This window comes from Georgenia halophila, assembly GCF_039541595.1.
The window spans coordinates 174972-197395 of the sequence record NZ_BAABGN010000004.1 but is presented as its reverse complement, the minus strand read 5'-3'; the positions used below and the strand labels follow the sequence as shown (position 1 = coordinate 197395).

Annotated in this window: 21 protein-coding genes and 1 pseudogene; 14 read left to right on the top strand and 8 right to left on the bottom strand. The window is 68.1% G+C overall.

The genetic code is table 11. From position 1 onward, the window contains the following. Positions 1–194: 194 nt before the first annotated feature. Together ABD907_RS06390 and ABD907_RS06385 are read right to left on the bottom strand one after the other, a co-directional pair. The gene (locus tag ABD907_RS06390; protein WP_345214916.1) at positions 195–758 is read right to left on the bottom strand and encodes an OsmC family protein; all 564 of its coding nucleotides are present in this window, start codon (positions 756–758) and stop codon (positions 195–197) included. 44 nt (positions 759–802) lie between these two features. Then, positions 803–1858 (bottom strand): class I SAM-dependent methyltransferase, encoded by a 1056-nt coding sequence (locus tag ABD907_RS06385; protein WP_345214915.1) that lies wholly within the window; start codon positions 1856–1858, stop codon positions 803–805. A 158-nt stretch (positions 1859–2016) separates the two neighbouring features. Between ABD907_RS06385 and ABD907_RS06380 the strand changes: the two genes are divergently transcribed. From ABD907_RS06380 to ABD907_RS06365, 4 genes are all read left to right on the top strand, one after another. Next, complete coding sequence (locus ABD907_RS06380; protein WP_345214914.1) at positions 2017–2205, top strand: hypothetical protein; 189 nt, start codon at positions 2017–2019, stop codon at positions 2203–2205. Beyond that, positions 2202–3023: a helix-turn-helix transcriptional regulator gene (locus ABD907_RS06375; protein WP_345214913.1), complete on the top strand. Its 822-nt coding sequence runs from the start codon at positions 2202–2204 to the stop codon at positions 3021–3023. Before ABD907_RS06380 ends, ABD907_RS06375 begins: the two co-directional genes overlap by 4 nt. 123 nt (positions 3024–3146) lie before the next feature. Beyond that, entirely contained in the window at positions 3147–3431 is a 285-nt protein-coding gene (locus ABD907_RS06370; protein ID WP_345214912.1) for a hypothetical protein, read from the top strand. 245 nt (positions 3432–3676) lie between these two features. Continuing rightward, positions 3677–4312, top strand: a complete 636-nt coding sequence (locus ABD907_RS06365) for an excalibur calcium-binding domain-containing protein (RefSeq protein ID WP_345214911.1) — start codon at positions 3677–3679, stop codon at positions 4310–4312. Between the two features lie 41 nt (positions 4313–4353). On the opposite strand, the gene ABD907_RS06360 is transcribed toward ABD907_RS06365, so the two are convergent. The 3 genes from ABD907_RS06360 to ABD907_RS06350 form a co-directional block, all read right to left on the bottom strand. Continuing rightward, complete coding sequence (locus ABD907_RS06360; RefSeq protein WP_345214910.1) at positions 4354–4509, bottom strand: hypothetical protein; 156 nt, start codon at positions 4507–4509, stop codon at positions 4354–4356. Between the two features lie 453 nt (positions 4510–4962). After that, complete coding sequence (locus tag ABD907_RS06355; protein WP_345214909.1) at positions 4963–5220, bottom strand: holin; 258 nt, start codon at positions 5218–5220, stop codon at positions 4963–4965. A 244-nt stretch (positions 5221–5464) separates the two neighbouring features. Continuing rightward, a complete protein-coding gene (locus ABD907_RS06350) occupies positions 5465–6766 on the bottom strand; it encodes a recombinase family protein (RefSeq protein ID WP_345215411.1) in 1302 nt (433 codons plus the stop codon). 25 nt (positions 6767–6791) lie between these two features. On the opposite strand from ABD907_RS06350, the pseudogene ABD907_RS06345 reads away from it, so the two are divergent. Beyond that, a pseudogene (locus ABD907_RS06345) lies at positions 6792–7217 on the top strand (transposase); the annotation flags it as partial. 11 nt (positions 7218–7228) lie between these two features. On the opposite strand, the gene ABD907_RS06340 reads toward ABD907_RS06345, so the two are convergent. Further along, positions 7229–10210 carry an Eco57I restriction-modification methylase domain-containing protein gene (locus ABD907_RS06340; RefSeq protein WP_345214908.1) on the bottom strand — a complete coding sequence of 994 codons (2982 nt, stop codon included), beginning with the start codon at positions 10208–10210 and terminating at the stop codon, positions 7229–7231. A gap of 96 nt (positions 10211–10306) precedes the next feature. On the opposite strand from ABD907_RS06340, the gene ABD907_RS06335 reads away from it, so the two are divergent. The 3 genes from ABD907_RS06335 to ABD907_RS06325 all read left to right on the top strand — a co-directional run bounded on the left by ABD907_RS06335 (position 10307) and on the right by ABD907_RS06325 (position 14022). Then, a complete protein-coding gene (locus ABD907_RS06335; RefSeq protein ID WP_345214907.1) occupies positions 10307–11911 on the top strand; it encodes an N-6 DNA methylase in 1605 nt (534 codons plus the stop codon). Between the two features lie 812 nt (positions 11912–12723). Then, entirely contained in the window at positions 12724–13014 is a 291-nt protein-coding gene (locus ABD907_RS06330; protein ID WP_345214906.1) for a hypothetical protein, read from the top strand. Positions 13015–13083: 69 nt separating this feature from the next. Next, on the top strand, positions 13084–14022 hold the full coding sequence (locus ABD907_RS06325) for a hypothetical protein (protein WP_345214905.1): 939 nt from the start codon (positions 13084–13086) through the stop codon (positions 14020–14022). Between the two features lie 183 nt (positions 14023–14205). On the opposite strand, the gene ABD907_RS06320 is transcribed toward ABD907_RS06325, so the two are convergent. Then, on the bottom strand, positions 14206–14679 hold the full coding sequence (locus tag ABD907_RS06320; protein WP_345214904.1) for a CBU_0592 family membrane protein: 474 nt from the start codon (positions 14677–14679) through the stop codon (positions 14206–14208). A 71-nt stretch (positions 14680–14750) separates the two neighbouring features. Between ABD907_RS06320 and ABD907_RS06315 the strand changes: the two genes are divergently transcribed. The 6 genes from ABD907_RS06315 (at position 14751) to ABD907_RS06290 (ending at position 21533) form a co-directional block, all read left to right on the top strand. Continuing rightward, positions 14751–15656, top strand: a complete 906-nt coding sequence (locus tag ABD907_RS06315; protein WP_345214903.1) for a LysR family transcriptional regulator — start codon at positions 14751–14753, stop codon at positions 15654–15656. Positions 15657–15730: 74 nt separating this feature from the next. Next, positions 15731–16948: a multidrug effflux MFS transporter gene (locus ABD907_RS06310; protein ID WP_425555660.1), complete on the top strand. Its 1218-nt coding sequence runs from the start codon at positions 15731–15733 to the stop codon at positions 16946–16948. 99 nt (positions 16949–17047) lie between these two features. After that, positions 17048–18169 (top strand): peptide chain release factor 2, encoded by a 1122-nt coding sequence (gene prfB, locus ABD907_RS06305; protein ID WP_345214901.1) that lies wholly within the window; start codon positions 17048–17050, stop codon positions 18167–18169. 299 nt (positions 18170–18468) lie between these two features. Then, positions 18469–19158, top strand: a complete 690-nt coding sequence (gene ftsE, locus ABD907_RS06300; RefSeq protein ID WP_345214900.1) for a cell division ATP-binding protein FtsE — start codon at positions 18469–18471, stop codon at positions 19156–19158. Between the two features lie 14 nt (positions 19159–19172). Continuing rightward, positions 19173–20087, top strand: a complete 915-nt coding sequence (gene ftsX / locus ABD907_RS06295; protein WP_345214899.1) for a permease-like cell division protein FtsX — start codon at positions 19173–19175, stop codon at positions 20085–20087. 9 nt (positions 20088–20096) lie between these two features. Beyond that, positions 20097–21533, top strand: coding sequence for a peptidoglycan DD-metalloendopeptidase family protein (locus tag ABD907_RS06290; RefSeq protein WP_345214898.1), 1437 nt, complete (start codon positions 20097–20099; stop codon positions 21531–21533). 16 nt (positions 21534–21549) lie between these two features. On the opposite strand, the gene ABD907_RS06285 is transcribed toward ABD907_RS06290, so the two are convergent. Next, positions 21550–21933, bottom strand: a complete 384-nt coding sequence (locus ABD907_RS06285; RefSeq protein WP_345214897.1) for an RNA-binding S4 domain-containing protein — start codon at positions 21931–21933, stop codon at positions 21550–21552. Positions 21934–22424: the final 491 nt, after the last annotated feature.

Below are 22424 nucleotides of genomic sequence, written 5' to 3'. Positions count from 1 at the left end.
CGGCCTGCAGGCTCCCGCCCGACGGCGGATCTGCTCCCGGCCGGCGGGCACGAACGGGTGCACCCGGCCGCGGTGACCCCGAGACGAGTGCTCGGAGCCACCACGCCACCGGCCCGGGGACCCGACGGCCCGGGCGGAACACCTCCCCGGGTGCTGAGTTCCGCCCGGGCGACGCACCCGGCCGATCCTGCTGTTCAGGTGCGCTGGATCTCGACGGGTACCGGGTTGCTCACGATGTCCACCACGGGCGAGGTTCGTCGCACGTGGGCGATGAGCTCCGCGACCTTGTCGTCGGGGGCGTCGGTGTCGATGCGGCAGGTCACCCGGATGCCGTGGAAGCCGGCCCGGGTGTCCTCGGAGAGCCCCAGGAAGCCGTGCAGGTCGAGATCGCCCTCCAGCTCGATCTCGAGGTGACGTACCTCGATGTCCTGCGCGGCGGCGTTGTAGGCGACGCCGACGGCCAGGCAGGAGCCCAGCGCGTGCAGCACGGTCTCGACGGCGTTCGGGGCGTGGTTGGTGCCCAGCAGCACCGGAGGCTCGTCGCCCTCGAGCACGAATGGGTTGCCGCGCGAGTCGTCTTCGCGCCCGGCGCCCCAGAAGCCCTGGACGGAGGTGCGCGAGCGGCCCCCGTCGAGCCAGGTGTTGGTCGCCCGGAAGGTGAAGTTCGCCAGCGACGGGTCGTCCTGGATCGCGCCGACCGTCTGGGTCAGCTGCTCGACGTTCACCCCGTTGCGGGTCGGCTGGCCGGTGATGGACATGATCCTTCCTCTCTGTGTGGTGGTTGCTGAGGTCGAGCGGGGGCTCAGACGCGCCGGCCCCAGGTGACGGCGTGCATGGGTGTGAGCGCGACGTGGCCGACGTCGGTGAAGCCGTGGCGGGCGAGCAGCTCGTCGTAGGTGCTTCGGGGAAGGAGCTGATCGTCGATCTGCGCCTCGAAGAACTGAATGCCCGACATCACCCGCCCGGGTGGTGTCTGCAGCGCCTCCTCGTTGTCCGCGAAGGGGAAGTCGGAGATGACGAACCACCCGCCGGGTTCCAGCGTGTCGTGCACGCGGCGCGTCACCTCGTCGATGTCGCGGCACTCGTGCATCGAGATGTTGTTGATGACCACGGCGGCGGGGCGGTCGAGCGTCATCTCCTCCAGCGGGCTGCGGACCAGCTCGACCTGGTCGAGCCCGGCCGCGGCGACGGCGGCACGCGCCTGGTCGAGCGAGTGCACGTCCCCGTCCACGCCGACGAGCTCGCAGCGTGGGTAGTGCTCGGCCAGACGGAGCAACCCGGTACCCGTGCCGCAGGCGGTGTCGACGACGCGGCAGCCGTCCCGGAGCCGCTCGGCCAGGCCGGGGACCTGGTCCAGACCTGCGGGGACGAGCCGCGTGTAGAAGGGACGCCCGGAGCCGGACACCGCGCGGATCCATTCGGGGCTGGTGTCCTCCCACCACATGCGTTCACCGCTCGCCAGGGTCTGCTCGAAGCGCTCGAAGATCTCGGGCTGCAGCAGCACCGAGAAGACCGCGCCCATGTAGGCGGGCGAGTCGCGGTCGAGCAGCAGGGTCGCCATGTGCGGTGCGAGCCGGTAACGGGCGTCGCGGGACAGGGCGGTGCCGCCGTTGTCGTCGCGCTCGAGCACACCGGCGGCGAGCGTGCCGCGGCACCAGACCCACACGTAGAAGGGATCGAGGCGGCACCGTTCGGCCAGCTCGTCGGCAGTCAGACCCGGTGCGTCGGCCAGCTCGGCGAGCAGGCCTGCGCGCAGCCCGAGGCCGATGCAGCGGTGCGCGACGTAGCCGGCTATGTGGCCGAGCAGCTTCGGGGCCTGATCGGCGATGGCCGGCTCGGTCGTCGGCTCAGCAGTCATGGTGGTGCTCCTTCGCCTCGTCGCGTCCGGTGAGCGGTTCCACGGTCGTCCTGTGCCGGCTGCGGCGCCATACGCAGATCTGCGTACGCACCAAGGACGGTGTCTGCGGCTCACGATCGTGGCACCATGGAGGCAGCACGAACCGGGACGGTGGAGCGATGACCGGTACCGCGACGGAGCGGGTCTGGGGGCCGGACGAGTGGTGGGACCTGCGCGAGGTCCCGCGGGACGTCGGGCCCGCCGTCGGTCTGCCCGTACGGTCGCTCGAGTCAGTGCGCAGCGTGTCGCCCGGTGACGCCCCGGTCGAGGTGGAGCCCATGGTGGCGATGAGGAGCCGACGGCGGTGAGGTCCACGACCTCGCGGCGTTCCGGACGTGTCGAGCTGGCGGAGCTGGCCGAGGCGTTCCACGAGGCCGAGCGGGCACCGGCACCCGGTCGGGGCCTGCCGCGGTCCTTGCTGTGCTCCCTCGCGAACGTGCTGCGCTCGGACGTCGCGACCTTCCGCGCAGTCGACAGCCTGCGTGAGACCTGCCGGTGGAGCCAGGACCTCGAGGGTGGCAGCGTCCGCGTGTTCGGCGGTGTCGGTCCGGGGCCCGACGTCCTCCCCGGCACGCCACCCTTCTGGAGGCACTTCTGGGACTTCGAGCCCTGCAGCTATCCGGACCGCACCGGCGACACGGCGAGCGTCACCATCGCCACGGACTTCCTCAGCAGCCGGCAGCTCCACGCGAGCCCCATGTACGTCGAGTACTTCAAACCCCTGGGACTCGAGCACCATGCCCTGCTCGTGCTGCCGGACGGCGCGACCGGCAGCACGATCCGGCTGTGCCTCAGTCGCGCTGCCGGCCCGGACTTCACCGAGGGAGACCGGTTCCTGCTCGGGCTGCTGCGCCCGCACGTCGCCCGCATCTATCGGCGGGGTTGCCAGCAGACGCCCGGGCGCGCCAACGGCGGACCGGCCCTGACGGCACGGCAGCGCCAGGTGCTGGGCCTGGTGCGGCAAGGGGCGACGAACGCGGCGATCGCGCGTCGGCTCGGGATCGCCGAGGGCACCGTGCGCAAGCACGTCGAGAACATCCACGCCACGCTCGGCGTCTCCTCGCGCACGGCCGCCGTCGCCGTCGCGGACGACGTGCTCTGGCGGACCACCTCGACTCGGCCTTGAGGAGCCTGCGGATCGTGCTCGTCCACAGGGCTGAGACGGCGGCTATGCGCAATCTCACAGTTCGCGTATGTTGCCCGTCTACGGATTACACCACTTGGCGAGCTGGCGCAGGGAGCAGCAGGCATGGACGAGGGCGTCGCGCTGCTCGAGGGAGAGGTGCGTGAGCTCGTCCGCCGCCGCGGAGTCGATCCGGCACGCGACACGGACGGTGTGCGTGCGCTGGCTACGGCGGCGATCGCCGATTACGACGACCGTTCGGTGGCCGGGCTCGTCCCGCCGCTGACGGATCCCGACGGTGCGGTCACCGAGGTGGTCAACGCCGTCGCCGGTCTCGGCCCCCTGCAGCGCTATCTGGATGATCCTGAGATCGAGGAGATCTGGATCAACGAACCGGGCAAGTTTCGTTAGCGCTGTCCTTGCGCCGGTGGACATCGTTGAGCGGCGCCCACGTCGACGCGACGTCGCCGCGAGGATCACCGCGGCTGTGCTGGCGATATACGGGGGATGCTCGCCCACGGACTGATCCCAGGACTTTCCGCCGGACCGCGCCCTAGGCTTCGGAACACGGACGAGCGGGCGCGGCCAGTATCCGGGGTCTTCTGGACGAAGTGGTCCTACCCGCTGGTCGCTGTGATCTTTGGTGGGCAGACACGATGACATGGCAAGCACAGCAGCACGAATACTCGGCAGAGCCAGCAGGTACGCCGGCTGATGACAGCTCACACGAGGAGACGACTCGCAAGAAGCGTCCATGGCGCCGACGGCTTCTCCTCGCGGTGGCCTTCCTCCTGGCCTTCTTCCTCGGCTTCGGCGCCGGCAGCACTCCGGTCGACGTGACGGCCACCGGGGAGTACATGGCTCTTGAGGATGAGCTCGAACAGGCGCAAGAGGAACTGACCTCCACGAGTAGCAAGTTGGAAACTGCGAATCGGCAACTGGAGGACGCCCAGGCGGCGGTGGAAACCGCTGAGGCGGAGCTGGCTGAGGGGGAAGCAGCCCTGGCCAAGCGAGAGGAAGACCTCGCCGCGCGGGAAGCCGAGGATGAAGCCAGAACCGCAGCGCTTGATCAACGCGAAGCGGAGATCCAACAACGAGAAGAAGCCGCCGCCGCGGCACCCGAGCCAGAGCCGGAGCCCGAGCCAGCACCAGCGCCAGAGCCAGCACCGGCGAACGTCTACTACGACAACTGTGACGCTGCTCGAGCTGCCGGCGCGGACCCCGTCTACGCCGGAGACCCCGGCTACGGGTCCCATCTCGATCGTGACGGCGACGGCGTCGGCTGCGAGTAGGGCGTTGTGTCAGTCGACGTTCCGGGCGTCTGCGAGCGTAGTTAACGTCGGGCGACGTGCTCGAGCCGGATCCACGCGGCGGTGAGCAGGTTGCGTGGGTCCGAGACGTCGACGAGGACGAGACTGTGCGTCCAGGCGGTGGCGACCGTGGCCCGGCGCTCGACGCCGTCACGCTCCCAATCGATCCGGGCCGTCACCGGGATGGCTCTCGAGCGCGGCTGAACCTGGTTGGCACGGGGTGGGCGTTCAGGATCCGTTGACGTCCCTCGTTCCAGGCCAGGACTCGCATCTCGGGCACGTGCTCATGGTCGCGCCGACCGCAGACACACCAACGCCCCCGCCCACCCGGTGAGGGTGGACGGGGGCTCTGTGTGGGGTGCTGACGTAGCGGGGGGTGAAACGCCAGCGCCTCTGGAATGAAAACTAGCCCTGGTCGCTCAGGTCGGGCTCTAGGCCGCCTCGGAACGTCCACAGGATCTGCTCAGCATCTGGCCAGACGGAAGAGCGTCTAACTCATTCACCTCGCCGCGGCCGCTCGGCGGACCTGACCTTGGCGGCCCACTCGCGGTCGGCCGTGTCACACTCGTTGGCGCAATAGCGGGCGGCGACACCTTCCCTGGGGCAGTGGTCGCACTGGGGGTGCATCGTCACTACGCCTCGTGCCAGCCGGGCAGGTTGACCACCTCTGCATGTGTGGTGGACGGCCCTTCCTTCGTGGCGGCGTTCGCGATGAGCGCCTTGAGGATCGCGAGGACGGCACCGCCGGCGACGAACCCTCCGACCTCGACGAAGTCCACCTCTAGGACGTTGAGCTGTTCCGCGCCGAGGACGACGATGGCGGACTGTGCGGCGGTGGCGATCGCTCGCTCGGCGGTGGCCTTCCAGAACTGGCCGGTCCAGATACTCATGAGTCAGGCTCCCTTCTTGGCCTCGGCCGAAATGGCGTCGAGTACTTCCTTGGACGCGGCCTGGGACGAGGGACGCACGGCCAGGTCGAGGAGCACGTCGTACTCGCGGGCCGGCAGGTTGTCCTTGATGTCGAGGCCCTTGAGCGTCAGGGCGGCCTTGAGTTGCTCGTCGTTCTGGAGGACCTTGGCGTAGCCGGGAGCGGCAGATGCTCGTCGACGCCTACCTCGAGGCCGAGGGTGGCGCCTAGCGCCCCCAGGTGATCTGGACGGACTCCGGATCGAACACGCCGCCACGCCCCGGGCCCACGCGATCGACTCGCAGCTCGATGCCCAGGGCGGTCAGGATCCGGCGCCGTGTCTCCACGTCAGCGGAGTCCCACGCGTCAGCAGCGCCGGGTCCGGCGAAGGCCGCGAGACCCTCTGCGGGCAGCGCCGTCCGCAGCCGTGCGTGCTCGGCGGTGATCTGTGGTCGGACGCGGTCGGTGATCCTGGCCATCTGCTCGCCGGTGATGATGTCGTCCGCGTACTGGTCCGCCGCGAGGGCGAGTTTCGCCTGCAGTGCGTCGATCCGTTCCCGCGCCGCCGCGGCGATGTCCGGGTCTCCGCCGAGGACGCGGACACCGTCGCGTTCGAGGACGCCGATGGCCACGCGGGTGACGAGGTCGTCGATGTCGTCCATGCCTCGGGAGACGCGCATGCAGCCGGCGTGGGGGCATTTGTAGGAGCGGGGGTAGGTGCGGGTCTGGATACCCGGCCCGGAGGCGCGGCGGACGCGGATCTTGTAGGTGTGCTCGGCCACGCCGACCATGGGTCGGGCGCACTCGCCGCAGGCTGCGATCGACGTCAGCAGGTATTTGATGGCGGTGCCGCGGTTGTTGCTCCTGCGTGCCGGATCGGTCAGCGTGGCGACGACGCGATCGTGGGTCTCTCGATCGATGATTGGCTTCCACTGGCCGGTCGCGACCGGGGTGCCGTTGTGTGTGCGGACGCCGCAGTTCCGCCAGCGCAGCAGCATGCGCCGCAGCGTCTGCGTCTGCCACGGCCCACCCGTGGTGGTCGTGACGCCGCGGCTGGTTAGGTCGTTCCGGATCCGCCACAGTCCCTCGCCGGCGAGCACCCGCGACACGCACTCACGGACCACGGCGGCCTCGGCCTGGTTGATGGTGAGGCCGGTGGGGGCGAGGTCCCATCCGAACGGGCGGCGCCCATTGTGGGCTCCCTGAGCGGCGAGCTCGGCATGCTTGCGACGCAGCCGCCGGGCCGACTGCTCAACCTCGTAGCGCGCAACGGTGCCCTTCATCCTGGCGAGCATGCGGCCCTGCTCAGTGGCGAGATCGATGTCGCCTCCGACGGACGCGAGCCTGAGGCCAGCGCGGTCGGCGTGGTCGATGACGTCCTCAAGCTCACGGGGCGTTCGAGTGAGTCGGTCGACGTCCCACACGACGACCGCGTCGAGGTGCCCCTCGGCGACGTCGCGCATCATGCGCTGGTACGCCGGCCGCCTTCCCGGTGGACGCGGAGACGTCGTTGTCCTCGTAGACCTCAGCCACGGTCCAGCCCAGGCTCTCAGCCAGGGCGGTGCCCCCGTGAGCGTCCTGCTCGGCCCAGGTCAGGGCGGGGACAACCCGAACCTGTGGCCGCTGCTGGACCAGCGCCGGGCCGAGACCGGCCGGTCCCTGGCCGGGGCGTTCCAGCTGCTCGCGGACAAGGCCTACTCCCACGACTCGACCCGAGCCAGGCTGCGCTGGATGCGGATCGCGCACACCATCCCCGAACGCCGCGACCAGATCGCGCGCCGCAAGGTCAAGGGCGCGGCCGGCGGCAGACCACCGAAGTTCGAACCCGCCCTCTACAGCGAACGCAACACCGTCGAACGAGGCTTCAACCGCCTCAAACAGTGGCGCGCGATCGCTACCCGCTACGACAAGTACGCGCTGACCTTCCTCGGCGGCGTGCTCTTGGCTGCCACCGTCACCTACCACCGCACGCACCGATAAACAGACACGCCCTAGTCACCGACGATTGCAGAGGTGTCTGCGTCAGAAAGCATGTAGGCGTCGGAGATCAGCCGATTCACCTGTGCCTGCAGCACCTCCATGCGGCCGAGGAGCGTCGTGCGCAGCGCTGCGTCGGTCTCGGTGCGGAGTCGGACAACTATCGATTGCACCTCCTCCACGTCCTCCTCGATAGCTTGCTGTTGCGCGTCGTCCAACGTTGGGATTGGCACCGACGCCATGAACGCCTTGCGGTGGACTATGTACGCACCTAAGTAAGCCCGACCGCGTGAAGCCACGTAGGCGTCAACAGCAGGATGGGACATCAGGGCCTGTATGACACGGATCGAGTATGGGCAAGCGCTGTCGGGACGGAGGAGGTAGTAGGGGCCGCCATCGCCACCACCAGGGACCACCAGTCCCGCCTCATCGAACATGTACTGCGGAGCACGGGACAGCACACGGACGATGAGCTTCGGCTCGTCAAGCTTGGTCAGTGACTGGGACCTGCCGTAGGCCCAGAAGGATGGTCCTGGGTCAGGCGAGACGTTCCGTCCGGTTGTCAGGGTTCGGCGATGAGCCATCAGATAGTCGAGCGCTTTCGGGAAGCGTGCCCGCATGGTCGCTTCGTCGTATACCGTTGCAGTGCCACGCTTTCGGCCTGGTGCAGGTGGCTGAACGTCGTACGGGAAGATGACGTAAGAGTCGGGGATCGGGTCTTGTCCGTAGGGCTCGAAGGTCCGATCCTTCACCGCTGGACGAAGAATGCCCCACTCGACCTCTTGACGGGCTCCGTTGATGTCGATGAAGACGGCGACTTCGTCCGTCGATCTGCTCTGGTCAGGGTGGATGAAGAAGATGCCGTCGGCAGACGTCTGGACGCCCACGAAGATGTTGACCCATCCATCGTCTCCGAGCCGAGCGACTGCCGTCTGCTCCATCTTCTCGAAAACCTTGGTGCGTGCTTCGGTAGCAACAGGCCATGGCGCAGCTGTCAGATCTGCCCGGTCGACTCGCACGGTAGAGCAGGCTCTCGAGTCTTGCCATGCATCAAGATCGCTGACGATGGAGAACTCGGCAGGCTCGTCTGTCTTCGGCCCTGCCATTACGTACGCGGTGTACGTCATCCGGCCGTCGAAGACTTGCTGGTCGCCGAAGTGCACGAGCCTAGAGAGGCGAGGACCGAGGACGCTGCGCATGGTTGCGGCGGGCACCAAGTTCGTAAACCTGTTGGGCACGATGTAGGCGAACCGGCCGTCCTCCTTGAGGAACTGAAAAGCGCGTTCAACAAACAGCTGGTAGACGTCGAAGTTGTGGGATTGGGCCGATCCGTACCCACTCCGGGCGTCCTGGAAGTAGTCGAGCTGGTCAGGCATGAACTCGGCCAGCACCTGGATGCGGATGTACGGCGGGTTTCCTACCACGACATCGAACCCACCAGCCGCGCACACCGATTGGAAGGCCGCTGAAAGGTCGAGGGGAGCCACCGCCGAGCGGCGTTCAGGGGTCATGGCAGCCGTTGGAACAACGCGATCGAACTTCGGCTCGATCAGGGAGTTGCCGACGATCAGGTTGTGGGAGAGGTCAGGCAGGAGGCCACGGTCGCGAGATGGGTCCACAACTTCCTCACCCAACACAGTGAGAAGGATCGACAGCCTAGTTACCTCGACAGCCGCTCCGTCGATGTCGACGCCGTACAGGTGGTTCTGCGCTAGTGCTGCGCGTTCTACCAGACCGACGTGGCGTCCAGCTTCCTCCTCGGCTTCGATGAGTCGGTTCATCGCCTCGATCAGGAACGGCCCGGAACCGCAGGCAAGATCGACCAGGGACAGCCCGGCCGGCACAGGCAGCCCACGGGTGAGCTTGTCCTCCAGCGCATAGTCGACCAGATCCTCGACAACCCAAGCGGGCGTAGCGACGATGCCGCCTGCGTGGGTCAGCTCGGGCTTCTCTTCGAGTCGTACCTGGCCGTGGGTGTCGATCTGCACTCGCTCCGCCAGGTACTGCTCGTAGACAGCTGCCAGAACGTCTGGCTGCAAGACACCGAACGCGAACTTGCTGTGCGGCCAGTACATCTCCCGGATGATCGAGGCGACGGCCGTCGAGGTGTAGTTCGTGGTCTGAAGGACGTCGAAGAGCCCCGCATTGAACGCCCGATCGGCATCCCGGAAGGCGTCCAGCAGCATGTTCCCTTGAGCCGACTTCAGGAGCGCCTCGTACTGCCCGATGTTTCGGTCCTCGCACACGCGGAGGAACAGCAATGCGTTGAGGAGCCGCTGGGTTCTACGGCCCACCTCGTCGGCCAACAGACCGGGGTTCGTGGAAGCGATGTCGCGGGCCAGCTTGAGTCGCCACGAGCGGAACTGCTCCAGGAAACTTCTGTCGAACGGTGACGTTCCCCGCCGTGGCTCACTGAAGGAGTACATCGCGTAGTAGTCGTCACTCGTCACCGACTCGTACGAGAGCAACGTCCACAGGTCGTCAAACCGTGGGACGTACTGATCGACAGTGAACCTTCCGTCAGGGACGACCGCGACGTCGGGGCCATCCTCGGGGGAGGGCGCGAACGTCGTGTCGTACACAACGGTCTCGGCCATGTTCGTCAGAGTTGCAGCGGGCAGTGACAAGGACCATCCGTAGGAGCGAGTCTGCCGCGCGGCAGCAGCAGCCGAAGCGAGCGGTACCGATGGCTTCTTAGCCTCGACCGGCAGTCGGTCCTTGCCGTTTAGACGAAGGCGGTAGTCGGGGCGGCCCCCAACGTCACTCTCGCTGATGCGTTCGAGCACGACATCACGGAGGATCTGGGGCTGACCTGCGAGATTGTGTACGTCCCACCCGAGGATCGTCAGGAAGCGGTCGATGAACTGTCCGCGTGCCTCGGTCTCGGTGTAACGAGAGTTGGAGGCCTCCAAGTCACTGGCCTGCTGCTGGTACTCATCGACCAGCGCAGCCATCTGTTCCTTGGCCTCGATCTTCGACGGTCGTAGGAACGGCACAGAACTGACCGTATTGGGTCGGGGCTGGCAGCCCTCGTTGGCACGCCGGAGACGCCAGTACCGAGATCGTCAGTGCTCTGCGCGATGATGAGCCGTATGGCGACACAGTTCACGGCGAAGGCGGCTCCTGAGGGCGACAAGCTGCGGGGTGGGTACTACACCCCGGAGCCAATCGCTCGCTTCATCACTGACTGGGTGAGTGCCGCCGGATCCAAGGTTCTGGAGCCTGCCTGCGGCGACGGAGCCATCCTGGAGCACTTGGTCAGAGCTGCCAGCATTGACCAAGTGACCGCCGTCGAGCTGATCCCCGAGGAGGCGGCGAAGGCGGCGAGCATCGGTGCAGACGTGGAGGTGTCTGACTTCTTCGCCTGGTTGACGCCCCAGCGTCAGGCGACCTTCGACGGAGTCGCCGGCAATCCGCCGTACATCCGTTTCGGATCTTGGGATCCGAGTTCGCGCGAGCTTGCCCTTGATCTGATGCGCACCCAGGGCATGCGCCCGACCAAGCTCACCAACGCATGGGTCCCGTTCGTTGTGGGTTCTCTACTTGCGGTGAGGTCCGGTGGACGTGTCGGCCTTGTTCTCCCAGCGGAACTCCTTCAGGTGGGGTACGCGGCAGCCCTCCGTTCCTACTTGGTCGACAACTGCTCAAGCATCACGGTGGTCGCCTTCAAACAACTGGTCTTTCCAGGCATCCTGCAGGAGGTCGTGCTGTTGCTCGCCGAGCGCGGTGACGGACCAGCTGTGATCCGGACAGTCGAGCTGACAGATGCTACGAATCTAGATGCCTTCTGGGAGACGGATACCTCCGCTGTTCGAGCTCCGCTGCATGACTCGGAGAAGTGGACGAAGTACTTCCTCGACACTGAAGCCATCGAGCTGCTGCGTAGCGTGAGAAGAGACCACCGCCTGACTCCACTGGGCACATACGCCGACGTGAACGTCGGTGTGGTCACAGGACGCAACTCGTTCTTCTGCATGACCAAATCAGAAGTTGACCACCGGGGACTTGCAGACTTCACCATGCCTCTGGTTGCTCGAAGCACCCAGGTGGGCGGTCTGCATTTCACGAACGAGGACTTGGATGAGCAGGATGGCACGACGGCTCGGACGCGCCTTCTTACGGTGTCTCAAGACGTCGACCTCGAGAAGCATCCCCAACTCGCTAGCTACCTCGCAGCCGGTGAGGGAGCTGGCGTACCCCAGGGATACAAATGCCGTATCCGCCGAGCCTGGTGGGAGGTGCCCTCGTTGTGGGCTCCTGACGGGTTCATGCTGCGTCAGATATCAACTCACCCACGCTTGATCGCAAACAGCGCCGGTGCGACGAGCACAGACACCGTCCATCGGGTTCGCGTCAAGGACGGTGTCGACATGAAGCGCCTAGCTGTCGGCGCGTTCAACTCGGCAACATTCGCCCTCTCGGAAGTGCTGGGCCGTAGTTACGGTGGAGGCATCCTCGAACTCGAGCCCAGTGAGTGTGGGCTCTTGCCCGTTGTGGACCCGACAGTCGTCTCTGACACGCTGCACCAGAAGGTGGACGAACTGGTTCGGGAACGACGGTTTGAAGACGCACTCGATCTGGTTGACGAGAGAGTGCTCGTCGAGAGCCTCGGGTTCCGTCCTGAAGAAGTTGCGGCTTTGCGCCGAGCATGGGTGCAGCTGCGCGATCGACGCGCAGCTCGGTCGAAGCGCGCCTAAACACGACGAAGCGCCCTGGTGGTTGAACCAGGGCGCTTCGTACCGCGGAGGTGGTTATTCGCTGCGGCCTGCGACTTGATGTCGCGGAACTCATCCCAGTCGCTGTCGTTGCCGATGAGGGCGTGGGCTCGATACCCCGCTCATCTGCATCACGAACCACACTCGGACTTCTTCCTCCGATAGTGCCTTGATCTCTACGGACATTGGTTGTTCACCTCCTCAAGGTGGTCTGCTACACACCGTGACGGTTGCGCTCCTGGCGTCCACCCCTCCTCAAGCGGTGGCGTCCACAAGGTTGCCGTAGAGCTCAAGGAAGACCTCGACAAGGTTGTCAGTGTCCTCGGCTGTCGTCGTCAGCACGGCGTGCTTGCTGGGGGTGACGATGATCCACGCTTTGTGTGGGTTCTCGTCGGCTCGATGCCTCTCGCGGATCGCCTCGACAACGTCTGCATCGAGCGGACGCAGGAGATCCTCGAGCCAGAGCGGAAAGCTCGTCAGAGGTGAACGGCTGCTCCTTGGCTGGCTGTCCGACGGCGAGCCACGCAGTGTGCCGCTTCCACACGCACTCGAAGCGTTCCGTGCGGAGCGTGCCGAACGCCTGCATGGGTGCGCCGGCGGTGAAGGCACCAGGAACGCCAGACCGGGGATCACGGACTCGATGGCTTATTCATGAGTCGTCATGGCCCCATGGTGCTGGCTTCTCGGTGAGCTGCGAACCGGATAAACGCAGGAGTGGCTACACCTACCGTGGCACGGGTAGATCCCGAAGAGTGGCTGTCGTGACTCGTTCGTCCTCCTGGATCGGAGCTTGAGTGTCTGGCGAACCGACCAACTGGTCACGCATCGACCGACGCCTGCCCAGATCCTGGCTGCCCGTACCCTGGTCCGGGAGCACCGTGGACGACTACCTCGCCTCCGTGCCCGGCCCGGTGGTCGGCCAGTTCGAGGAGCTGGCCGTCGCGGAGCCCACCGGCACGCCTGACGGGACCACGGCGGAGGTCACGCTCGTCGCCCGCTCGCGTCCGCCGCTCGTCCCGTGGGCCTTGGTGCCGTGGAGCGACGGCATCACGCTCCGCGTGACGGCCGGCGCCCGTGCGGACTGATGTCCGTCGGCGCCGCCGTACGGTCCCGAGAACAGCCGCCGTCGCGGCGTTGCCCGACACAATGGAGTCATGCCGAGCCAGCAGCAAGACCTCGTCGCCGTCGCGAACGAGCTCTACGGCCTGCCGCTCGGCGACTTCATCTCCACGCGCAACGCTCGCGCCAAGGGGGTCCGCAAGGAGGGGAACACCGACCTCGCCTGGGCCATCCAGGGCCTGGCCAAGCCGTCGGTCGCCGCCTGGCTGGCCAATCTCATGGTCCGGCAGATGGAGGACGAGGTCGATCAGATCCTCGAGCTCGGCGAGACGCTGCGCCAGGCCCAGGACGAGCTCGACGCCGCGCAGCTCCGGGCCCTAGGCCAGCAGCGCCGCAAGCTGCTCTCCGCCGTCGTCGGGAAGGCGCGAGACCTTGCCGAGGAGGAGGGCCAGAAGGTGAGCGCCGGAGTCGCCGAGCAGACGGCGGACACCCTCCAGGCCGCGATGGCCGACGAAGACGCCGCGGCCGCGCTGCGCACCGGCTTCCTGGTCCAACCCATGGAGAGCAGCGGATTCGACTCCGTCGACCTCGGCGGCGTGCTCGCGGTCCCGGACGCACTGGGGGAGCGGGGCGGGGGCGCCAAGCCGGCGAAGGGCGGGCGCAAGAAGAAGGGCAGCAAGGCGAAGAAGGACTCCGCCAGGGCGAAGGAAGAGGCCGCCGAGCGCCGCGCCGCGCTCGAACGAGCCAAGGAGGCGCTCGCGGAGGCGGAGCGGACGGCAAAATCGGCCTCGCGCGAGCAGCGCAAGCACGAGGAGAAGGTCTCCAAGCTCGAGGCCCGTGCGCTTCAGCTCAGGTCGGAGATCGAGGAGCTCCGGCGTCAGCTCGTCGAACGCGAGCAGACGCTCATGAGTGCCGAGGACGGGCTCGAGGCTGCCGAGGACGACCGCGACTCGGCAGTCTCCGCGGCCGAGGAGGCGCGTGACGCCGTCGAGGAGGCCCGCAGGACGCTGGCGCGCCTCGAGGACAAGGACTGACCGACCGGTGGCGCGACTTCGGCAGGTAAGGCCTTCCGGATCCACACCACAGAACAGGGGGCCGCTGCCCCTCACGCGATAGCGGAGCACTTCCGACAGGCTCTACCTGCTAGAAGTGCTCCGCTGAGCGAGCCGGCTCTCGAATCGGTCCTTCGCGTCGCGAGTCCCGCGCCTGGGCCGAGGTTAGGCGGCGACCTTGGAGCGGCGGCGACGGGTCTTGCTGCGGCCCGCCGGGCGGGTGGCCGCGCTCGGCGCCGCACGCTCGGGGAAGGCTTCCAGGTCGACCGAGGAGTCGTCCACGGTCGCGCCCGCGGGTGAGATCACCGACCGGCGCGCGGACCGGCGGAAGCGCTTCTCGGCGAGCTCCGCGGCGCGCTGGCGGGCGGCGCGCAGCCTGCGCTCCAGGATGTGGCGGCGCAGCGCCACGATGGCGACGAACCCGATTCCGATCCAGATGAAGTTGGCGACGGCCGACGGCCACGCACCGCTCGCCGCGGAGCTGGCGCCGACCGCCAGCGCCCCGGTGACGTTGAGGGTCTGATAGGTCAGCGATGCGGGCAGCATGCGACCACTGGAGATGCGGGCGTAGGCGAAGAGGTGGACGGCGACGCCGATCCAACCGAGGGAAGCGACAACGGAAACGAGGAACTCAGGCACACCACCATCCTGAGGCCCTGACGAGTAAAGTTCAATCGAACGTCGCTGCATCCGGAGTACAGTTATGCTTCATGGATATCGACCCACGCAGACTTGGCGTTCTCTTGGCCGTCAGCAGGTCGGGAGGAGTGCTTGCGGCCGCCGATGTGCTCCGCGTGAGCCCGTCCGCCGTTTCGCAGCAAATCGCGCGTCTGGAGGCGGAGACCGGGGTCACAGTTCTCGACCGGCAGCCGTCCGGTGCGGTCCTCACCTCGGCGGGCCGCCTGCTCGCCGAGGTCGCCGAACGCATCGAGGCCGAGCTCGGTGAAACTCGCCGGGCACTGGCAGAACTGGGGGGTGACGTCTCGGGCGTCGTCGTGGTCGGCGCCTTCCAGACAGTGATCCGTGCGGTCCTCGTCCCGCTGCTCGAAGAGCTCGAGCAGGCACTGCCCGGCATCGACCTCATCGTGCACGAGGTGGCCGAGGAGCACGGCCAGCGGGCGCTGCGGCGGGGTGAGCTCGACCTGCTCGTCACGGAACAGGACGTCGCAGTCCCCACCACGGCGCCCTCCGGAACGTTCGACGTGCCGTTCCTGGACGAGCCGTGGGTGGTGGCCATCCCCGCCACCGACGCCGCGCCGACCGGCCTGCTCGATCTCTCCGACCGGGCCTGGCTGATGCCGGGACAGAGCGGCGCGACCTCCCGAGCGCTCAGCCGGCTGGCCACCGAGATGTCCCTCACCCGGAGGGCCGCGCACACCTACCGGGACTTCGACGTCGCCCTCTCGATGGTGGCCGGCGGCCTCGGCATCGCCCTGCTGCCCGAGCTGGCCATCCGCAGGCAGCTGCCCGAGAACGCGCAGTGGGTCGCCCTGCCCGGGCTCGGTTTTCGGCGACTGTTCGTCCGGCACCGCGTCACGCGTACCGAGCCACGGGCCGCGACGCTCGCCGTGCTCGAGCAGATGGTGCGGGTGGCGGCCGCCCTCGAGCCGCTGTGAGGGTGCGTACGGCGTTCTGACCAGGCGGTAGGGCTTCCCGTTCGAAGTCGTCGGAGGGGCGCCGACGTGGAACGATGACGGCCGTGAGCTTTCCCGCCAAAGTGCGGCCCCCCGTATCCCTGGTCCTCCTGCTCGGTTCGATGGCGGCCCTCCCGGCCATCACCACCGACCTGTACCTGCCGTCCCTGCCCGCCGTGGCCGACGACCTCGACAGCTCACAGACGCTCGTCCAGGCCACGATCACCGGGGTGCTCGTCGGTGGAGCCATCGGTCAGCTGCTCACCGGGCCCCTCTCCGACCGCTTCGGTCGCCGCCTGCCGGTCATGGTCGGCTTCGGCCTGCACGTCGTCGTCTCCGTGCTGTGCGCGCTGACACCCGGCATCTGGCCCCTCGTGGTGCTGCGGGTGCTGCAGGGCGTCGGCAACGCGACCGCCACGGTCACCGCCATGGCCGTCATCCGCGACCGGTACACCGGTTCCGGCGCGTCGGTGCTGATGTCCCGACTGATGCTCGTGATCGGCGTCGCACCGCTGTTCGCGCCGACCGCCGGCGGCCTCATCGCCGGTTGGTGGGGGTGGCGGGCCACCTTCGTCGTTCTCGCCGTCCTCGGCGCGGTGATGATCGCCGTCGTGGCGCTCGCGCTGCCGGAGACCCTGCCGCCGGAGCGACGGCGCCGGGAAGGCCTGGGCGGTGCCGCCCGCAGCTACCGTGCCCTGCTCGGTGACCGCCAGTTCATGGCGCTCGCCGTGCTGCCGGGTCTGGCGCTGGGGGCCATCATCAGCTACGTCGCCGGCTCGCCGTTCGTCTTCCAGGAGCAGTACGGCCTCACAGAGACCCAGTTCGCGCTGATCTTCGCGCTCAACGGCGCCGGCCTGGTGGGCGGTGCGCAGATCAATGCGGCGCTGATGGGCAGGTTCACGCCGCTCGGCGTCATCCGTGTGGTCGCGCCCACCTCCGCCGTCCTCGGCATCTGGTTGCTCAGCGTCGCCATGAGCGCGGGCGACGGCACCGGGGGCCTGATCGCCCTCCTGGTTCCCCTGTTCCTCCTGATCTCCGTGAACTCGCTCCTGATGCCCAACGCCTCGGCGCTGGCGCTGTCCAAGCACGGGGAGCGGGCGGGGGCGGCAGCCGCCCTGGTGGGCTCGTTGCAGGCCGGCATCGCCGGCACGGTCTCTCCGCTGGTCGGCGCACTGGGCGGTAACGGCGCGGCCATGGCCACCGTCATGCTCGGCACCGTGCTCACCGCACTGGTCATCGTGGCGGTCGCAACCCCCGCGTACAGGCGGACCTGACGTCTCGCTTCCTCGGGCTCCGCTGCGGGCGGGAGCTCGTTCCTCGCCCCCACCCTGCGCTGCGCCGTCGTCAGCTCGTATCGCGTAACCTTGCGGCCCGTGGCCACAGACTTCTCCGCCGAGATCAACCAGCTCCGCGCGACCTTCGACTCCATCCGTGCCGTGACCGATGTCGAAGGCCTCCGGGCCACCATCGCCGACCTCTCGGACAAGGCTGCGGACCCCTACCTGTGGGACGACCCTGATGCGGGCCAGGCCATCACGTCCAAGCTCTCCCACGCCCAGACCGACCTCGGCCGGGTCGAGAAGATGGGTGAGCGGATCGACGACCTCGCGGCCCTCGTTCAGCTCGGGCAGGAGGAGGTGGGCGACGACGCGGTGGCCTTCCTCGAGGATGCCGAGGCCGAGCTGACCTCGATCCGCAAGGCCCTGAGCGAGCTCGAGGTCCGTACCCTGCTCGCCGGCCCCTACGACCAGCGCGAGGCCGTCGTCACGATCCGCGCCGGCGCCGGCGGGGTCGACGCCGCCGACTTCGCCGAGATGCTCATGCGCATGTACCTGCGCTGGGCCGAGCGGCACGGCTACCCCACCCAGGTGCTCGACACCTCCTATGCGGAGGAGGCCGGTCTCAAGTCGGCGACCTTCGAGGTCAAGGCGCCGTACGCGTACGGCACCCTGTCCGTCGAAGGCGGCACGCACCGCCTCGTGCGGATCTCACCGTTCGACAACCAGGGCCGCCGCCAGACCTCCTTCGCCGCGGTCGAGGTCGTCCCGCTCATCGAGCAGACGGACCACATCGAGATCCCCGAGAACGAGATCAAGGTCGACGTCTTCCGTTCGTCCGGGCCCGGCGGACAGTCCGTCAACACCACCGACTCCGCGGTCCGCATGACGCACATCCCGACGGGCACCGTCGTGTCGATGCAGAACGAGAAGTCCCAGATCCAGAACCGAGCGGCCGCCCTGCGCGTCCTGCAGTCGCGGTTGCTCGTGCTGCGCCAGAAGGAGGAGACCGCCGAGAAGCGGGCGCTCGCCGGTGATGTCAAGGCGTCCTGGGGCGACCAGATGCGCTCCTACGTGCTCCAGCCCTACCAGATGGTCAAGGATCTGCGGACGGAGTACGAGTCGGGCAACACGGCGGCGATCTTCGACGGCGAGATCGACGATTTCATCGACGCCGGCATCCGCTGGCGCAAGAACCAGGAGAGCGAAGCGGCCTGAGGTCCTGAAGCGGCCGGCGTACCGCCCGACGACGACGCTGTGGCATCGAGCACTCGTCCCGCCCTTCAGGGTGGCTGGTGTGGCCAGTCTTTAGAGCGACGTCCCAGGTCGTGGCGTCGCCGACGGTCTGACCAGGCTCCGGGGCGCCACCGGACCGCGGCACCGGGCCGGGGAGAGGCGCACAGTTCCGCCCCGTCGCAGCGGCGTGTCGGAGACGGTGGCGCTGCCCGGACTGCCTAGTCTGCGCGGAGGCCAGTGGTTGTCCTTCCCCCATTGTCGAGACTGGCCGAGAAGTCGCCGTGATCAGATTCGAGAACGTCTCCAAGGTCTATGCCCGAGGAGCGCGCCCCGCTCTCGACCAGGTGAGCCTGGAGGTCGAGCGCGGCGAGTTCGTGTTCCTCGTCGGGGCCTCGGGGTCCGGTAAGTCCACCTTCATCCGCCTCGTGCTGCGAGAGGAACGTCCAACCTCCGGCCGCATCCACGCCCTCGGCAAGGATCTCGGCCAGATCTCGCGCTGGAAGGTCCCGCATCTGCGCCGCCAGATCGGCACGGTGTTCCAGGACTTCCGGCTGCTCAACAACAAGACGGTCTTCGAGAACGTCGCCATCGCGCCGCAGGTCATCGGCAGGCCGCGCCACCACATCCTGACCACCGTTCCCGAAGTGATCGAGATGGTGGGCCTCGAGGGCAAGGAGAAGCGCCTGCCGCACGAGCTCTCCGGTGGAGAGCAGCAGCGCGTCGCCATCGCTCGCGCCATGGTCAACCGCCCCGCCGTCCTGCTGGCGGACGAGCCCACCGGCAACCTGGATCCCACGACATCGATCGGCATCATGCGACTGCTCGACCGCATCAACCGCACCGGCACCACCATCGTCATGGCGACCCACGACGACGAGATCGTCGACCAGATGCGCAAGCGCGTCGTCGAGCTCTCCGACGGTGTCATGGTCCGTGACCAGTCCCGCGGCGTCTACGGCGCGGCGCGGTAAGGGGAACGACTGCGATGCGACTCCGATTTGTTCTCTCCCAGACGTTCCAAGGGCTGTCCCGCAACCTCGCGATGACCATCTCGGTGGCCCTGGTCACCTTCGTCTCGCTGACCTTCGTCGGGGCGGCGGCACTGCTGCAGATCCAGGTCGACAACCTGAAGAGCGACTGGTACGACAAGGTCGAGGTCTCGGCCTTCATGTGCCCGGCGAACTCCTCGACGCCGAACTGCGCCACTGGCGAGGCCACCCAGGAACAGATCGACGCCATCGGTGACCTGCTCGCCTCGGACGCCCTCGCCCCGTACGTCGAGGAGGTCTACGTCGAGACCAAGGAGGACGCCTACGAGGCGTTCCAGGAGCAGATGGAGGACACGGTCTGGGCGCAGACCGTGACCGTCGACCAGATGCAGGTCTCCTACCGAGTCAAGTTGGTCGATCCGGAGCAGTACCAGATCGTCGCCGACGAGCTCGAGGGGCGGCCCGGCGTCGAGGTCGTCGTCGACCAGCGCGAGCAGCTCGAGCCGCTGTTCCTCATCCTGAACCGCACGACGCTGCTCTCGATCGGCCTCGCCGGCGTCATGATCGTCACCGCCGTCCTGCTCATCACGACCACGATCCGGCTCTCCGCCATGTCGCGTCAGCGCGAGACCGGGATCATGCGGCTCGTCGGCGCCTCGAACTTCTTCATCCAGCTCCCGTTCATGCTCGAGGGCGCCGTCGCGGCCCTCTTCGGGGCCGTGCTGGCCGTGGGCGGGCTCTTCCTCGGTGTCAGATACCTGGTGGAGGAGTGGCTCGCGACGTCGACACCGTGGGTGCAGTTCGTGGACACCGGCGACGTGCTCACCGTCGCGCCCTTCCTCGTTCTTGCCGCGATCCTGCTCGCCGGGATCAGCTCGATCGTGACCCTCGGCCGCTACACGAAAGTCTGAGGTACTACTGTGCGCCGTCCTTCCCCCCGACGCACCGCCCGACCGACCGCCCTCCGGGCCGCCGTCGCCGCTGTCCTTGCGGTCGCCCTGCTCGCTCCCGGCGCCTACGCCGAGGACCGTGACGACCTCGTCGAGCAGCGCGAGCGGAACGAGGACCGCCAGGCCGAGCTCGAGTCATCCCTCGAGGGCGTGGACGCCGACCTCACGGAGACCTACCTCAAGCTGGAGAGGGCCCGTGCCCGCCTGCCGGAGGCTGAGGCGGCGCTCGCCGAGGCCGAGGAGGCACTCGCTGCCGCCGAGCGGAAGCAGGAGCAGGTGGCGGCCCGCCTGGAGCTCGCCGAGGCCGAGGCAGCGAGCCTCGAGGAGGAGATCGCTGCCGGCACCGAGAAGATCGATCAGACCGAGTCGGCGATGGGCGCCCTCGCACGGAGCACCTACCGCGGTGACAACGCCACGTCCACGCTCGACGTCGTGCTCGACGCCTCCTCGACCGACGACTTCCTCGAGAGCTACTCCGTGACCACCTCGGCGGTCCGGTCGCAGACGCGGGTGCTGCGGGACCTCGAGACCGCCACCGCGATCACCCGCAACCGGCAGGAGCGCCACGAGGCCGTGAAGGTGCGCATCGGTGAGCTGAAGGTGGAGGCCGACGCCGCCGTCGTGGCGGCCAACGAAGCCCGGGACGAGGCCGCCGCCCGCAAGGCCGAGATCGAGCAGATCGAGGCCGAGATGTCGCAGCTGTCGAAGAAGCTCGAGGCGCAGCAGGACGAGTACCAGAGCCAGCTCGCGGATCTGGAGGAGGACCAGCAGCAGATCGCCTCGGAGATCGCCAAGATCGACGAGGAGAACCGCAGGCGGGCAGCCGAGGAGGCTCGCCGGCGCGCGGCGGCAGAGCGGCGCGCGCAGCAGCAGGCCGAGCAGCGGGCGCAGCAACAGCAGCAGCAGTCCGCGCCGTCCGGCGGCGGCGGTGGCGGCGGAAGCGGCAGCGGCGGCGGCGGTGGCGGCGGAAGCAGCAGTGGCGGCGGTGGAGGTGGCAGCAGCAGCGCCATCATGCCGCCGGTCACGCCGCTGCGCGTCACCTCGTCCTACGGCTACCGCGTGTACCCGATGACCGGCGGCTGGTTCATGCACAACGGCGTGGACCTCGGATCAGCCTGCGGTGAGGCCCAGGCGTCGGCGGCGTCCGGAACCGTGTCCGCGGTCCGGGGGGCCTACGGCAACGGCACGCACGGCAACCAGGTGATGATCAACCACGGCATCATCAACGGCTCCTCCTACGTCACGGTGTACAACCACCTGTCGCGGTTCGCCGTCTCGCAGGGGCAGCGGGTCTCCCAGGGGCAGACCATCGGCTACACCGGTGCCACCGGCGCCGTCACCGGCTGCCATGTCCACTTCGAGGTGTGGAAGAACGGGTCCACGATCGACCCGATGGGTCTTTGGTGAAGCGCGTCGTGGAGCGTCAGTAGCCGCGAAGGCGTTGGATCTCGCGACGTTCGCGCTTGGTCGGCCGGCCCGAGCCCTTCTCGCGCCGCGGCACCGCAAAGAGGTCTCGCGGTACGGGCGCCGGGCTCCGGTCGATGACCGCCTGCGCCGCGACCGGCGCACCCACCCGCTTGAGAAGGACCTGGCGCACCTCGAGCACCCGCTCCGGGCGGTCGCGTTCCACGCCCCGGACGACCACCTCGTCGCCGACGGCGACCGTCGTCGAGGGCTTGGCCCGTTCGCCGTTGACGCGCACGTGGCCGGCCCGGCACGCCGTCGTGGCGAGCGACCGGCTCTTGAACAGCCGCACCGCCCACATCCACCGGTCCACCCGTGTCGAGGTGGGGTTTGCGGTCGCCATGCCCCGAGCCTAGGCCGACGGCGGGCGACCGGTGTCCCGGTCCGACTTCAGCAGGCATGGCCTTCGGCATTTCAGCCCTTGCCCGTCACGTGGGCCGAGGGGCTTGCCGGCGGGGATCCACGTCTCGGCGGGTCTGGGCGGCGCCGGCACAACGGCGCCCGTTCCGAAGGCATACCCTTCCCTTCTCCAGCCGGGGCGACGGCGGAGCCAGCGACGTGTTGGCAGCTGGCGGAGCGGTCGAGCTTCAGCAGGCATAACCTGCGGGATTCCAGCCGCAGCGAGTCACACGACCGACAGGCTCATCGGCCGAGGTCGAGCTGACCGGTCGCGGCGCCGGTCGGGGTTGGCCGTCGGCCGCGGCGCCGGCCCGGGTTGGTCGCCGGCCCGGGTTGACTGTCGGGACCATGGCCGAGGAGCGACCGGACGTCCCGCGACAGGCTTCCCGCCGCACCGGCCCTGTGGGCCTCCCCGCCGCACCGGCCCCGCGGGCG

Excerpts from the sequence above, each read along its gene's own strand:
- ABD907_RS06390 (WP_345214916.1), bottom strand. The coding sequence starts at position 758 with ATGTCCATCACCGGCCAGCCGACCCGCAACGGGGTGAACGTCGAGCAG.
- ABD907_RS06385 (WP_345214915.1), bottom strand. The coding sequence starts at position 1,858 with ATGACTGCTGAGCCGACGACCGAGCCGGCCATCGCCGATCAGGCCCCG.
- ABD907_RS06380 (WP_345214914.1), top strand. The coding sequence starts at position 2,017 with ATGACCGGTACCGCGACGGAGCGGGTCTGGGGGCCGGACGAGTGGTGG.
- ABD907_RS06370 (WP_345214912.1), top strand. The coding sequence starts at position 3,147 with ATGGACGAGGGCGTCGCGCTGCTCGAGGGAGAGGTGCGTGAGCTCGTC.
- ABD907_RS06365 (WP_345214911.1), top strand. The coding sequence starts at position 3,677 with ATGACATGGCAAGCACAGCAGCACGAATACTCGGCAGAGCCAGCAGGT.
- ABD907_RS06355 (WP_345214909.1), bottom strand. The coding sequence starts at position 5,220 with ATGAGTATCTGGACCGGCCAGTTCTGGAAGGCCACCGCCGAGCGAGCG.
- ABD907_RS06335 (WP_345214907.1), top strand. The coding sequence starts at position 10,307 with ATGGCGACACAGTTCACGGCGAAGGCGGCTCCTGAGGGCGACAAGCTG.
- ABD907_RS06325 (WP_345214905.1), top strand. The coding sequence starts at position 13,084 with ATGCCGAGCCAGCAGCAAGACCTCGTCGCCGTCGCGAACGAGCTCTAC.
- ABD907_RS06315 (WP_345214903.1), top strand. The coding sequence starts at position 14,751 with ATGGATATCGACCCACGCAGACTTGGCGTTCTCTTGGCCGTCAGCAGG.
- ABD907_RS06310 (WP_425555660.1), top strand. The coding sequence starts at position 15,731 with ATGACGGCCGTGAGCTTTCCCGCCAAAGTGCGGCCCCCCGTATCCCTG.
- ftsX (WP_345214899.1), top strand. The coding sequence starts at position 19,173 with ATGCGACTCCGATTTGTTCTCTCCCAGACGTTCCAAGGGCTGTCCCGC.
- ABD907_RS06285 (WP_345214897.1), bottom strand. The coding sequence starts at position 21,933 with ATGGCGACCGCAAACCCCACCTCGACACGGGTGGACCGGTGGATGTGG.